Origin of the sequence: Dolichospermum sp. UHCC 0352 (genome assembly GCF_009711925.1) — a bacterium.
In the GTDB taxonomy this organism is placed as follows: Bacteria; Cyanobacteriota; Cyanobacteriia; order Cyanobacteriales; family Nostocaceae; genus Dolichospermum; species Dolichospermum lemmermannii.
Genome location: NZ_VIKY01000111.1, coordinates 21,325 through 35,587 on the forward strand (window position 1 = coordinate 21,325; position 14,263 = coordinate 35,587).

12 protein-coding genes and 1 tRNA gene are annotated in these 14,263 nt (G+C 39.6%); 7 read left to right on the plus strand and 6 right to left on the minus strand.

The features are described 5' to 3' along the window. Positions 1 to 255: 255 nt before the first annotated feature. Positions 256 to 1,563, plus strand: a complete 1,308-nt coding sequence (locus FJR06_RS07310; RefSeq protein ID WP_168651135.1) for an aminopeptidase P N-terminal domain-containing protein — start codon at positions 256 to 258, stop codon at positions 1,561 to 1,563. 165 nt (positions 1,564 to 1,728) lie between these two features. On the opposite strand, the gene FJR06_RS07315 is transcribed toward FJR06_RS07310, so the two are convergent. From FJR06_RS07315 to FJR06_RS07325, 3 genes are all read right to left on the minus strand, one after another. Then, positions 1,729 to 4,335 (minus strand): pentapeptide repeat-containing protein, encoded by a 2,607-nt coding sequence (locus FJR06_RS07315; protein ID WP_168651136.1) that lies wholly within the window; start codon positions 4,333 to 4,335, stop codon positions 1,729 to 1,731. Between the two features lie 533 nt (positions 4,336 to 4,868). Next, positions 4,869 to 4,942: transfer RNA gene (locus FJR06_RS07320), tRNA-Pro, on the minus strand. Between the two features lie 163 nt (positions 4,943 to 5,105). Further along, complete coding sequence (locus tag FJR06_RS07325) at positions 5,106 to 5,633, minus strand: GNAT family N-acetyltransferase (RefSeq protein ID WP_015079096.1); 528 nt, start codon at positions 5,631 to 5,633, stop codon at positions 5,106 to 5,108. A 401-nt stretch (positions 5,634 to 6,034) separates the two neighbouring features. On the opposite strand from FJR06_RS07325, the gene FJR06_RS07330 reads away from it, so the two are divergent. Further along, positions 6,035 to 6,922 (plus strand): alpha/beta fold hydrolase, encoded by an 888-nt coding sequence (locus FJR06_RS07330; RefSeq protein WP_041457743.1) that lies wholly within the window; start codon positions 6,035 to 6,037, stop codon positions 6,920 to 6,922. 165 nt (positions 6,923 to 7,087) lie between these two features. Here FJR06_RS07330 and tsaD read toward each other — a convergent pair whose 3' ends face one another. Continuing rightward, the gene (gene tsaD / locus FJR06_RS07335; protein ID WP_041458271.1) at positions 7,088 to 8,131 is read right to left on the minus strand and encodes a tRNA (adenosine(37)-N6)-threonylcarbamoyltransferase complex transferase subunit TsaD; all 1,044 of its coding nucleotides are present in this window, start codon (positions 8,129 to 8,131) and stop codon (positions 7,088 to 7,090) included. Between the two features lie 270 nt (positions 8,132 to 8,401). Here tsaD and FJR06_RS07345 point away from each other — a divergent pair, with 270 nt between their 5' ends. From FJR06_RS07345 to FJR06_RS07355, 3 genes are all read left to right on the plus strand, one after another. After that, a complete protein-coding gene (locus FJR06_RS07345) occupies positions 8,402 to 8,896 on the plus strand; it encodes a photosystem I reaction center subunit III PsaF (protein ID WP_015079099.1) in 495 nt (164 codons plus the stop codon). A gap of 39 nt (positions 8,897 to 8,935) precedes the next feature. Then, positions 8,936 to 9,082, plus strand: a complete 147-nt coding sequence (gene psaJ / locus FJR06_RS07350; protein ID WP_015079100.1) for a photosystem I reaction center subunit IX — start codon at positions 8,936 to 8,938, stop codon at positions 9,080 to 9,082. A gap of 294 nt (positions 9,083 to 9,376) precedes the next feature. Further along, positions 9,377 to 9,838, plus strand: a complete 462-nt coding sequence (locus tag FJR06_RS07355; protein ID WP_015079101.1) for a photosystem I reaction center subunit XI — start codon at positions 9,377 to 9,379, stop codon at positions 9,836 to 9,838. Positions 9,839 to 10,207: 369 nt separating this feature from the next. Here FJR06_RS07355 and FJR06_RS07360 read toward each other — a convergent pair whose 3' ends face one another. After that, complete coding sequence (locus FJR06_RS07360) at positions 10,208 to 12,589, minus strand: phosphoketolase (RefSeq protein WP_015079103.1); 2,382 nt, start codon at positions 12,587 to 12,589, stop codon at positions 10,208 to 10,210. Positions 12,590 to 13,156: 567 nt separating this feature from the next. Between FJR06_RS07360 and FJR06_RS23805 the strand changes: the two genes are divergently transcribed. After that, positions 13,157 to 13,402 carry a hypothetical protein gene (locus tag FJR06_RS23805; RefSeq protein WP_041457747.1) on the plus strand — a complete coding sequence of 82 codons (246 nt, stop codon included), beginning with the start codon at positions 13,157 to 13,159 and terminating at the stop codon, positions 13,400 to 13,402. 27 nt (positions 13,403 to 13,429) lie between these two features. Here the strand turns inward: FJR06_RS23805 and FJR06_RS07370 are convergent, their stop codons facing one another. Beyond that, positions 13,430 to 13,597 carry a hypothetical protein gene (locus tag FJR06_RS07370; RefSeq protein WP_168634134.1) on the minus strand — a complete coding sequence of 56 codons (168 nt, stop codon included), beginning with the start codon at positions 13,595 to 13,597 and terminating at the stop codon, positions 13,430 to 13,432. A gap of 61 nt (positions 13,598 to 13,658) precedes the next feature. Between FJR06_RS07370 and FJR06_RS24275 the strand changes: the two genes are divergently transcribed. Beyond that, entirely contained in the window at positions 13,659 to 14,021 is a 363-nt protein-coding gene (locus FJR06_RS24275; protein ID WP_235081904.1) for a helix-turn-helix domain-containing protein, read from the plus strand. The last annotated feature ends 242 nt before the right edge of the window (positions 14,022 to 14,263 follow it).

A 14,263-nucleotide genomic window follows, 5' to 3' on the forward strand; every position in this document is an offset into this window, starting at 1 on the left:
ATGTTCATCAACACTAACTTTTAATTTTTAAAGTCATATCTAAACAATCAAAAAATATTTTATATTCTGTTTATCAATGTCATCATTTAAAAATGAAATCCTGTTTTGTTGACAATCTCATCCCTAAAAGTCCTCATGGATTGTCAAGGAAATTAAAAATTGGTTAAAATAACTAAAATTAACAATTTTCCTGACAACATTTATCAGTAGTCTATAATTGTTAAAGCCAAAAACAACACTATCAATAAATCAACTATGCAAACAGAATATCGGCAACGTCGTGAGCAGTTAATGGCGAAAATAGGCAGCGGTACAGCGATTTTTAGAAGTGCGCCAACCGCAGTAATGCACAACGATGTCGAGTATATTTATCGTCAAGATAGTGATTTCTTTTACTTAACTGGCTTTAACGAAGCCCAAGCAGTCGCAGTATTAGCGCCACATCATCCAGAACATCGGTTTATCTTATTTGTCCAACCCAAAGACCGAGAAAAGGAAGTTTGGAGTGGTTATCGTTGTGGAATAGACGCAGCTAAGGAATTTTATGGTGCAGATGTAGCTTACCCCATTGCGGAGTTAGATGAAAAGTTACCCCAATATTTAGAAAAAGCCAATTGTATCTATTATCATTTAGGACGCGATCGCAATTTCAACGACAAAATTCTCCAACATTATCAAAACTTACTGCGAACCTATCCCAAACGCGGTACAGGACCAACTTCTATCACCGACCCTGGTACTGTCCTCAACACCATGCGGTTATATAAAAGCAAAACAGAATTAGACCTAATGCGTCAAGCCGTAGAAATTGCCGTAGAAGCTCATAATTATGCTTTACAAACCACCGCACCAGGACGGTATGAATATGAAATCCAAGCGGAAATAGAACATATTTTTCGGTTACGAGGGGGAATGGGACCAGCTTATCCTTCTATTGTCGCATCAGGTAAGAATGCTTGCGTACTGCATTACATCGAAAACAATTGTCAAATGCAAGCCAATGATTTACTCTTAATTGATGCTGGTTGCGCTTATGGTTATTATAACTCTGATATTACCCGGACATTTCCCGTCAGTGGTAAATTCACACCGGAACAAAAAGCATTATATGAAATAGTATTAGCAGCCCAAAAACAAGCAATAGCAGAAGTAAAACCGGGTAATTCCTTCCATGCACCTCATAATGCAGCCGTGCGGATATTAACAGAAGGATTAGTCGAACTGGGTTTACTCAAAGGAGAAATTGATAAATTAATCGCAGAGGAAAAATATAAACTCTTTTATATGCACCGCACCAGTCATTGGTTAGGCTTAGATGTCCATGATGTCGGAATGTATCAAGATGGAGAAAACCCCCAAACCTTACAACCTGGACAAGTGTTAACCATAGAACCAGGACTTTATATAGTCCCCGACACCAAACCCGCAGAAGACCAACCGGAAATTGACCCCCGTTGGGTAGGAATTGGGATTCGCATTGAAGATGACGTATTAGTTACTGAAGAAGGAAATGAGGTTTTAACAGCGGGAGTTCCCAAGGAAATCAAGGATTTAGAAAAATAGTGGCAAAGTATTTTGTAGGGTGGGCAATGCCCACCCAATCATGATTGAGAAGGTGCAAGACGTGAACCAATCGACATCTTCATCTACATTCTGAGGAATGTGAATTAAATAAAGTGCAAAAGTAGGGTGTGTTAGCGACAGCGTAACGCACCATTTCAGGTTAAGTCAGAATTGCAGGTTATTAAATTTGCGTTCCTGAGTTAAGGCATCTAAATCTTGACCTTCAAGTATTGTTCCTGTAACATTCGCCCCTTGAAGATTCGCCCCTTGAAGTTTCGCCCCTTGAAGATTCGCCCCTTGAAGATTCGCCCCTAGAAGTTTCGCCTTATAAAAATCTTGATAAATGAGAATACAGTTCTGCAAATCTAAAAAACTTAAACAATTTAAACAAAGTAGATCATCATAATTAACTCTTTGTCCACGCAAGCGAGAAATCCAATTACCAAAATCTGTAAAATATTCTTTCTCTGAAGAATGCCATTTAATTTGGGAAACTTTCTCTGTCACCCTAGCACAAGCATTCAAAACCGCTAACAATGCTTCCTCCCCATTCCTGGCTTGACAATTTGCTTCTTGAAAAGTGCTAATTGCTAATCTTTCCATTGGCATACCATGTTTTAACATATAGCTAATCAAGTCACACATCGTCTGCTGCCATGCACCAATATCAACATTATAATTATCTTTTTGCCAACGAATTTCATCAACAATAAACTTAAAAATATATTCATCCATTGCCGTCAAACCGCAGATTTTCGCCCAATTTTCTAACGCTTGTTTTTCGTCCCAGCCTAAATCAGAATCTTCTTGATTTTGTTGTAACTGTTGATGTATCAGCTTCAATTGCCGAACAATACCTTTAGCTGCTAAATATTCCCCAAAACTCTTATGTGTAAATTCAAAAGTCTCTTCCCGGTTTTTAACTCCATGTTGCCGAAAATAAAAAGCAGTTAACAACCGAGTAAAACTAGCTTTTTTATCTTGGTTAAAAATATTTAAAATCCTGTCTATAATCTTGTTATCACAATATTTTTCAATTTCAGATAAAGTTGTAACTCTAATATCTCCACCATGCCAAGCCGCAATGGCAATACTTTCTAAAATGCGAACAAAATCTTGTTCTTTCACTCCCTGAATTTGGGGATTGTGATTCTTTCCCCAAACTCGTTGATAAACTTTGCTAATTAAATCTGCATAAATTTCATTGAGATTGCTGTTTTCTGTGAATTTAACAGTATTCTTTTCATAGCTTAAAGCCACAAGATAATTCAGCAAAGGTTGAGCAGTAATTTCTCTTAAATTCCCTCTATCTAACTCATCTGGTAATTTACCATAACCACAACCCTTAGCTTTCCCATAATATTCCCACCAAATCTGCCTTTGGTCTATTTGTAATAACTTATTATCATCAATAAAATTCCTGTTTTCTATTTCTTCTTGATCTACAAAATAAGGTAAAATATGAAGAATCTGCTTAAATTTACGAAATTCACTTTCATTTCTTTGAACTACTATTTCTCGTCCACCAATTAAAGCTAATAAATGAGTTTTACTCTGATTAGATAAATCAACCAATCTTCTCACTTCACTAATAAACTTTTGGGCAACTCTTTCCGCCATTTCCCCCTGCATTGCCAATTCATCCAACCCATCAAAAATAATCAATAATTTATCAACTTCATTTTCTCGTTTCAAAGGATTAGCTGGCAAAGGCATATCGCGCATTGATTCAATAAATTTACCAATTGCCTCAACTACATCAGCCTCTGGATTAAACAAATGCAAAGGAATAAATAAAACTGGTATTTTTCCTGTTTCTGCCAATGTCGCTGCCAACATTTTGGCAAAGGAAGATTTACCGCTACCTGGTCCACCACTAATCACCCGCATAGCATCAGTTTTATCAGCTTTATCTAACCAGGTTTGTAGTTCATCTTGTAAATTAACCACATACCGCTTCACATTCTTCTCTACTGATTGATATCTTCTATTAGAGACACCAAAATCATCATCATCGCTTTCTATTTTCTCCTCATAAAAAGCCCTGAGAGGAACATAAACCTGTTTCAGTCCAAATGCTTCATCAAACATTCTTTCTTCTACTTGTTTTTGCAGCCATGCCGAATAACGCCGCCATGAAAGTTCCTTTTTAGCTTCTTTTTCAACAGCTTTACTAAAAGGATTATCTAATGCTGTTTGCAACTTGGCATACTTATCAGAATGTTGATCAAATTCTGAATATACAGCATACAAAAATTCATTAGGCAAGCGATTACTAATTGTTTCTGCTGGTGCTGGATTTAGATTAAATTCTGCTTGTAGCCACTCAGCAAAAGGGGTTTTAATTTCTGCAACAACGGCAAAATTTTGGGGACATTCAAAAAAATCTTGATAAATAGGAATTTCTTCAGTTTCTAGTTTTTCTAAACACTGATTGAAAAGCTGTTCCAAAATTTCCCGCAGTTTATCCTCTTTTACTTCTTTCCCCTGACTTGCTTCCTGTAGTAAATCTTGATTATCTCCTATGAGATTCACCATTGCCTGTGTTAAAGCCGAAGAGACTAACAACCAAGCAATTTCTCCCGGTTCTTGTGCTACTCCAATAGCCGCACCAATATCAACAAAATTTTCTGGTACATTACCAATGTTACCAGTCAACGCATTTGCCCCAACCTTGATTATTCCCACCCCAAAATCCCGCCAATTCACATTAATCTCTCTTTGTCCCAGCGCAATGGGTTTTTTGAGAATAATTCCAGGTCTGTTATTCATAGATATTGGTGTGTTTATCGTAATACTTAAATTTCAGGCATATAAACACCCATATTTTAACCTATAACGTTACGCACTTACACAACATAAATCACAGTGCGTTAGCTAGTAGGTTGGGTTGACGCAAGGAAACCCAACATTTCCTATAATCATAATTGTCAGAATCAGGATATCCAGGATGTAAGGATTTACATGATTTGATTTTTTGCTAAACGCCTATAATGGCTGAAAAAGAAAATCTCTTCCTTCTCTTCTTTGCGTCTTTGCTCCTTTGCGTCTTTGCGCGAAATACATTGTCAGAATCAGGAACCGATTAAAGGATTGACAGGATTTTGTGTGAAGTCTGATTTTTTGGGATGTAAGGACTTTTGGATATTACCTGAATTATGATGTAGGAAAGATATGATAGTCCATCAAATAAAAATCCTAAAAATCATCAAAATCCTAAAAATCACAGTTTAGACAGTGGAGATATCAATTAAAAAACGCCGTGCCGCTGTATTATCGTAATTACCAATATAACCACTCACAAATCGGGATGACAGGATTCGAACCTGCGGCATCCTGCTCCCAAAGCAGGCGCGCTACCAAGCTGCGCTACATCCCGTAAAGTCACAGAAACCAAGTTCCACATAAATCAAATTATGTTTTTTTGGTTTATCTCGACTATCATATCACAAAAAAGAATAAATGCAAACCCAATAATCCAGAAAAATCAGATTTAGGGAAATATACTTAGTTCCCTAATCCCCAAACCCCAGCCACGTTTATCATTGAGGATACCAATACATTCCTTTTATACCTTCAGGATCTGACATAAAGCCCATCGTCTTATAGAAATCTACAACATGAGGGTCAGCAAAAAGAGTAACATTACTAATTTCTTCACTCCTGAGTTTTTTAAGGACATATTTCATTAATGCCTTACCTAGACCTCTACTTTGAAAATCAGGATGAACGACTACATCCCAAATAGTGGCATTAAAAGCATGATCTGAGGTAGCACGGGCAAAACCAATCAAACGCTTTTTATTTCCTCGTACTTGCCACATAGAGGCTACGAGAAAACTATGCTCAATCGCTTTTTTTACTTTTCTCAGAGGGCGACGTGACCAGCCAACTGCATCACAGAGTTCTTCGAGTTCATAAAGGTCAATATCTCTTTCCGTACTGAAAACGATTTGATCCTTACCTACACTAGAATTACCATCAACTTCCGCTGTATGCTCATTAACAGCAGTGTTTTTATTTGCCGCTAAAGATTCAGGAGTGCTAAACCAAGTTTTCCAAAAACCCATGCCAATGCAGTTCGGGTAGTATGACTAAAATTGGTTTCCACTTTTTAAAAGTGTTGATTCACATTTAACATCACTATGATCATTGCTTGCCAATCCACTAGAAATATTCTAGGTGTTTTAGCGGTTTGTAATACTCACAGCTAGTTATCAGGTGTTTCTTCCCAATCACTTTCAACTCTAGCATTTTGTTTTCACACTACTCCATAAAACTCACCCAAAGGCAAAAATTTTCCGAAATTCAAGTATCTTTCCCGCTTGAGTGACAATTTTACCCGCTACTGCTTTTATAAACAGACAATGATGGACTGTAGTGTGAGCGTCTCGCTCACGCGGGCAAGATGCCCGCACTACCAAAAACCTGTATTGAGTCGCACCCACTATTGAGGGGACGATATTTAATTATGGCAACAATAGAAATCTTAGGCGTTCCACATACTTATGAGCTAACGGCTCCCACATCATGCCCCCATACTTTAGTATTTATCCACAGTTGGCTAAATAGTAGCGTATATTGGCAACCTGTGATTTCTCGTCTATCGGTAGATTTACAGTGTTTATCTTACGATTTGCGAGGGTTTGGTGAATCACAGTCCCAGGTGACATCAGATATAGAACTGACTGCTACAGACTCTAGTATGGTTAGTTTGTCTTTGGATTCTATGTACTCTCCATCTGCTTATGCTCGGGATTTGGCTGTGCTTCTCCAACACCTGAATATTTCTAGTGCTTGGCTAATTGGTCATTCTTTGGGTGGCACTATTGCTCTATGGACAGCGACTCAATTACCTGATTGTGTTCAAGGTGTAATTTGTATTAATGCAGGCGGTGGGATTTATCTGAAAGAAGCGTTTGAGCAATTTCGTGCGGCTGGGCAAAAATTCTTACAAGTCCGTCCTCGTTGGCTTTCACAAATGCCTTTGATTGATTTGTTGTTTACTAAAGCTAGTGTATTACATCCTTTAGACCGATATTGGGCGCGTCAACGACTGATTGATTTTATTGTTGCTGATTCAGAAGCTGCTTTGGGAACTCTTTTTGACTCGACTACGGAAGCAGAAATTAACTGTTTACCCCAATTAGTCTCAAAATTAAAGCAGCCAGTCTATTTTTTAGCTGGCGCTGACGATAAGGTGATGGAACCCAAATATATCCGCCATTTAGCAAGTTTTCATTGGCTTTTCCAATCCGTTGGCGATAATGTGATTGAAATTCCTGATTGTGGACATCTAGCTATGTTAGAGCAGCCAGAAGCCGTAGCTGAACATATTCGGTCAATTGTCAGTTGTTAGTTGTCAGTAGGGGCGAAGCATTTGGAAGATAAATTATCGGTCATTGCCAAAAATAGTTCTCCAAATGCTTCGCCCGTACAGTTGTTAGTTGTCAGTTGTTAGTTGTTAGTTGTCTTTCTTCCTTCTTCTTTCTTCCTCCTTCCTCCTTCCTCCTGAACTCCTGAATTAATTTTCGTATAACTGCATGACTTGGTTCAGTGAGAGCCGGGAATGGACTCCTAATGTGAGTGGGGAAGTTCTGCCACGTGATAGGTGTTCAACGGCTGCACAGCCAATCATGGCGGCGTTGTCAGTGCAAAATTTTAAGGGGGGGAATAGAACCCGCAAGTTATGTTTACTGGCTGCTGCTTGTAAATGCTTTCTCAGCCCACTATTAGCTGCTACGCCACCACCTACAGTAATGGTATCTAATCCATAGTTCCGAGCGCAGGCGATCGCTCTTTTGGTCAGCGATCGCGCTATAGTATCCTGGAAACTAGCCACTACATCGGCAATTGGTACTTCTTTGCCCTCTTTCTCCAACTGCTGTACTAAACGTAATACTGCTGTCTTTAATCCGCTAAAACTACAATCGTAGGGATGATAACCCCCACCTGGTAAAGAAATTTTGCCCTCCGGTAATGCAAAGGCTTGGGGATTGCCAGTTTGTGCCAGTTTGTCAATTATTGGTCCACCGGGATAACCCAGTTTCAACAACCGCGCCACCTTGTCAAAAGCCTCACCCGCCGCATCATCACGGGTTTCTCCCAGGGTTTCGTATATACCATAATCTTTCACATAAATCAAGCTTGTATGACCGCCGGAAACAAGTAAGCTAAGAAAGGGAGGATTTAAACTTGGCTCGCTCAAGTAAGTCGCGTAAATATGACCTTCCAGGTGATGCACTCCCAAAAAAGGCAAATCATGGACAATTGCCAGGGTTTTGGCAGCCGTTAATCCTACCAGCAACGCTCCTACTAGTCCAGGCGCACAGGTGGCAGCTATCCCATCAATCTGACTCCAATCTAGATGACTAGACTCCATTGCTTGCTCTATTTCATAATTCAGGGTTTCTAAATGCTGACGTGAGGCCACCTCTGGTACTACCCCACCATATTGTTGATGAATAGAAATTTGTGAAGCAACAATACTGCTACACACTTCACGATTCTTAATAATTGCAACAGCAGTTTCATCACAACTGGTTTCAATGGCTAGAACGGTTGTCATAGAATGGGTAATTGGTAATTGGTAATTGGTAATTGGTAATTGGTAATTGGCAATATACATTCTCTCATATCTCCCCCTGCCCCCTGCTCCCTGCTTCCTACCCTGCTTCCCTATCTTTTGATTGAGAAGCTTTAACTTTTGTTGACTTAAACTTTACTCAGTTCCCAGCCAAGAGTATGATAACTTCCTAGTTATCTAAAATAAAGACTGTACAAGCCGCTTCGTTTTGTACAAGAAACTTCTCGTTTTGTAATAAAAGGAAACAACTCCATGAGACGATTGTTTGCTTTGCTTTTGGTGATGACTCTTTGGTTCAATTTTGCTCCTGAAGCTAATGCACTAGGCGCAAACCTTGTTCCTTGTAAAGACTCTCCCGCCTTTCAAGAGCTAGCACTAAATGCCCGCAACACCACCACTGACCCCGAATCTGGCAAAAAGCGGTTTGAACGTTATTCTCAGGCGCTCTGTGGCCCTGAAGGTTATCCTCACTTGATTGTAGATGGCAGTCTTGATCATGCTGGTGATTTTTTAATCCCTAGTATTCTCTTCCTCTACATTGCTGGTTGGATTGGTTGGGTAGGCCGTGCTTATCTCCAAGCAATCAAAACAGGATCAGATGCGGAGCAAAAAGAAATCCAAATTGATTTGGGTATTGCTCTACCTATCATCACCTCCGGTTTTGCTTGGCCCGCAGCAGCAATCAAGGAATTGCTCTCCGGCGAATTAACCGCGAAGGATTCAGAAATTACCGTTTCGCCACGTTAATTCATTTGTTTTCAATCACTCATTCTGGAGACTAAATTCATGGCTGAAAAAGGTAACGAAACCAACTACTTGATTACATTCATTTCCACTGCTCCCGTTGCAGCAACTATCTGGTTGACAATCACAGCCGGGATTTTGATTGAATTTAATCGCTTCTTCCCTGACCTCCTTTTCCACCCCCTATAGGTTGAAAATCCGGTGCAGAAAAGCTAAGTAAATTAGCTTTTGCTTGTAGATTGTCTCATTGAGTTATCAAACCTAGTTAGGTGAAAATATCACTTAAATTAGCAATCTTCACTAATGTATGAAACTCGTCATGTTGTCCACTGTTTGCGGGTTTCATACTTTTCTAAATGAGAAAGTGGCAAAATTAATTTTTATGAAAAATGCTATCTTTCTCATTTAAAAGCGAGCAAACAACATAACTCAAGCAGTAAGCTCATCAAAAACCCACCTAGTGATCCAAGGAATCGAAAAGTTATGGCAATAGCAGCACGTGATCCACAAAAAGGCGATCTAGAAACCCCCATCAATTCCGCTCCTTTGGTGAAGTGGTTTATTAGCAACTTACCAGCTTATCGCCCCGGTCTCAATCCTTTTAGACGCGGTTTGGAAGTCGGTATGGCTCATGGTTATTTACTATTTGGACCTTTCCATAGATTAGGCCCTTTACGCAATGCCCCCAATGCTACCTTAGCTGGTTTGTTGGGTAGTATTGGATTGGTTGTAATTTTGACAGCTTGCCTATCCCTATATGCTAACAGCAACCCTGGTAAAGCTCTTGCTAGTATTGCTGTACCCAATCCTCCTGTTGATGCTTTTAACTCTAAGGAAAGCTGGAATAATTTCACCAGTGCTTTCTTGATTGGTGGTATCGGTGGCGCAGTAGTCGCTTTCTTCTTAACCAGTAATTCTGGATTAATCCAAGGTTTATTGGGTTAATTTAATTCTTGATAATGGGTAATAGTTGCTAATTTGGGCTATTACCTATTGTCGAGAGAAGTAAGTAGGTTGGCGTTGAAAATTGTCGTTATGGCAAGGGAACAGGGAACTCTTAACAGGGAACAGGAAGAGAGTTTTGGGCGATTTTACTTTTCTTCACATACCTTTAAATTTTTCAGTTCACCTACTTATATTAGAAAATAGATAATTATAATTTTACAAAAAACTAATTATAAAATACTAAATTATTCAGAGAAATAGGGACAACTTTTGCAGCATCAACAGAAAAATAAATTGTTTATTGTTATCTCATCTGTAGGGGTTTAGCACTGCTAAACCCTTACCTATAAAATCAGCTTAACTCAATTATTAATATGGCCAAGTCCAATCGCGGATTTCTGGCATATCTTCACCGTGTTTCTGAATATATTGCTTATGTTCAATCAACTTATCTTGCAATTTTTGTTTTACATAAGCTGCTTGAGAACCTAATTTTGGTACACGGTCAATCACATCCATAACTAAATGGAATCTATCTAAATCATTCATTACCACCATATCAAAAGGTGTGGTTGTTGTTCCTTCTTCTTTATAACCACGCACATGAATATTCTGATGATTTGTATGCCGATAGGTGAGACGATGAATTAACCAAGGATAACCATGAAAGGCAAAGATGATTGGTTTATCAGTTGTGAAAATAGTATCAAAATCTTTGTTACTTAAACCGTGAGGATGTTCACTTTTTGGCTGTAGAGTCATCAAATCCACAACATTAACAACTCGCACTTTTAAATCTGGGAAATTTTGCCGTAAAATATCCACAGCCGCTAAAGTTTCCAAAGTTGGAACATCTCCAGCACAAGCCATAACTACATCGGTTTCACTGTCTTGATCATTACTAGCCCATTCCCAAATTCCTAAACCTTTAGTACAATGTTTAATTGCCGAATCCATGTCTAAATATTGTAATGCAGGTTGTTTACCAGCAACAATCACATTGACATAATTACGACTTCTTAAACAATGGTCAGTTACTGATAGCAAAGTATTAGCATCAGGTGGTAGATAAACACGAATGATTTCGGATTTTTTGTTAATTACATGATCAATAAAACCAGGATCTTGGTGAGAGAAACCATTATGATCTTGTCGCCAAACATGAGAAGTGAGAAGATAATTTAAAGAGGCAATTGGTCTTCTCCAAGTAATATGCCGAGTTGTTTTCAACCATTTGGCGTGTTGGTTGAACATGGAATCAATGATGTGAATAAAGGCTTCATAACAGGAGAAGAAACCATGACGACCTGTTAACAAATATCCTTCTAACCAGCCTTGACAATTGGTTTCGCTGAGGATTTCCATAACTCGACCGTCCGGTGATAAATGGTCATCTTCCGGGAGAGTTTCCGCATCCCAAGCGCGGTTTGTCACTTCAAATAAAGGATCTAAACGATTTGAGGCAGTTTCGTCGGGACCAAAAACGCGGAAGTTGCGGCTTTCTTCGTTGAGTTTCATAATGTCACGGAGAAACTTACCAGCAACTTTGGTAGCTTCAGCGTTAACTGTTCCTGGTTTAAATACTTCTACAGCATAGTTGCTAAAATCAGGCATTTTCAAGTCACGCAGCAAAATTCCGCCGTTAGCGTGGGGGTTGTCTCCCATGCGACGCTGACCTTTGGGGGCTAGTTCTGCCAGTTCGGGAATCAGTTGACCGTTGGTGTCGAAAAGTTCTTCAGGTTTGTAACTTTTTAGCCAATCTTCCAGCAATTGCAGATGTTCCGGTTTACCAGCTATATCACTAAAAGGGACTTGGTGCGATCGCCAATAACCCTCTGTTTTCTTCCCGTCCACTTCCTTGGGTCCAGTCCAACCTTTGGGAGTGCGTAAAACAATCATTGGCCATTGCGGTCGTGCTTGGAAACCATGTACCCGCGCTTCTCTTTGGATACTTTGAATTTCACGAATGATTGTATCTAATACTGCCGCCATTTTTTGGTGAACTTCCGCCGGTTCAGAACCTTCCACAAAGTAAGGTTTATAGCCATAGCCGATAAATAGGCTTTCCAATTCCCCATGGGGTATCCGTGCTAATACTGTGGGATTGGCAATTTTGTATCCATTCAAATGCAGAATTGGTAAAACTGCACCATCAGTAACAGGGTTGATAAATTTGTTAGAATGCCAGCTAGTTGCTAGGGGTCCAGTTTCCGCTTCTCCGTCACCCACAACCGCCGCAACTATCAAATCAGGGTTATCAAATACTGCACCGTAAGCATGAACTAAAGCATAGCCTAATTCTCCCCCCTCATGGATAGAACCAGGGGTTTCTGGGGCGACGTGACTGGGAATACCACCAGGGAAGGAGAATTGCTTAAATAGTTTTTGCATTCCCTCTTCATCTTGGGAGATGTTGGGGTAATATTCGCTATATGTTCCTTCTAAGTAGGTATTGGCAACAATTCCGGGTCCACCATGTCCAGGACCAGCTATGTAAATTGCATTGAGATCGTATTTTTTAATAACTCGGTTGAAGTGGGCGTAAATCAAGTTTAGCCCTGGGGTAGTTCCCCAATGTCCTAATAGTCGAGGTTTGACGTGTTCTTGTTGGAGTGGTTCTCTCAAAAGAGGATTGTCAAGGAGGTATATTTGTCCAACAGAGAGATAATTGGCTGCACGCCAATAGCCGTTAATTTTTTGTAATTCTGTGTCTGTTAAAGGTTTTGTCTGTGAAATGCTGGTAATAGTCATTTAAAACTCCAGTCCAAAGTATTCGCACCAATCAGTTTTTTGACACTCCCCGGTCTAAAGACACGGGGATTCTTGGTTCAACGAGACCACTTAAACTAGACTCCTTGCGTTATCTAGCTCAGAGGTGGGACTCTCCCCAAGCGTTAACTTTCGGTCTGCCCGACCGTAGTTGCATGACTGCAAGTCCTGTTTAACTTGAAACGAGAAAGTTTCAAAATTCTGATTCGTCTAGTTCCTATAAATCTTTTACCTACTGCTAGGAGGAAACTAGAACAATGCAGTAGAACCGCATAGATTTAATTGTCAAGGTACAGAAAAGCCGTTAGGCAGTTAGGTTTTTAGACAGGTTGATTACCTTTCCTGTTGCAATTAGTATAACACAAGTCACTGGAGGCTAAAGCCTCTGGCTAGCTTTCATCCCTTGCCTAAAGGACAGTTGAATTTTTTCCGCCACGCTCCAAAAACTCAACTTCAAGGGTTTTCAGCCTAATTTCTTATAAGGAGAATGCCGAAAACCCTTGAAGGCGTGTCCGACTCAGCAGGACACACCTGTGCAACAGTTGCGGGATGAAGGCTAATTGCAGGATAAATCTTGCACTGACATTTTGTATATATTGTATAATAGACGATTTACAAAAAGGTAGGGGCGAAGCATTCGCTTATAAAAATTATGCGACCAACCGACAACTCAACAGCGCGAATGCTTCGCCCGTACGGCAACGGATTGAACACGCTAAGAAAATAGCGCGTAACGTATGCAGGTCTAATGTCAATATAACTGTGATGATTTGTTTGGGGGTAGAAACAGCTTGATAATTTCTACCCATAACTAGCCTTATGTTACTGTTTGTCCAAGTCTTCAATAAGTTGATCAACAAAATCCCTCAACCGTTGTTGCCAGTCAGGGACGGTTTTAATTTTTTCTCTGACCCCAGGCAACACCTTAAACTGCAAAGGTGATTTATCGTACGCTACCTGATTTTGTGGTTTAAATTTAATCCGAGGCATTGCCAAATCCTAATATGTCTGATATACTAGATATCATAGCACAACATTGAAGGTCGAGTCAATGCTTTTATCATTCAAAACTGCACTAATTCCAAATAACCGACAGATTACAGCTTTTCGCAAGGCTTCTGGAGTCGCTAGACACGCTTACAACTGGGCAAATGCTCAAATCAAGGATATTTTAGCTGCTCAAAAAGAAGGCGAAAAACTTAAATTACCATCAGCGATTGACTTGCATAAAAAGTTAGTTGCTGAGGTAAAATCTGAGCATATTTGGTATTACGAAGTTAATAAAAATATCCCTCAGAAGGCGTTAGCTGATTTACGCCAGGCTTGGGATAGGTGTTTTGTAAAAAACATCAAAACAACCACGATTCAAGAAAAAAGGACAACACGATTCTTTCTATTTAGAATCAGGAACTAAGGCGAAACCAGCGATTAAAAATGATGGTAAAAGAATTAAATTACCGTCAATTGGCTGGGTACGTTTAGCAGAACCTTTACCGATTACAGTAACTCATAATTGCGTGATTTCTAGACAGGCTGATAAATGGTTTATTTCTGTTAAATACGAAGTTGAAAAACCTCCTATACTTGCAGACAGACCGACCATTGGTGTTGACATTGGTATCAAAGAATTAGCAGTTTGCAGTAATGGTGAAGTAT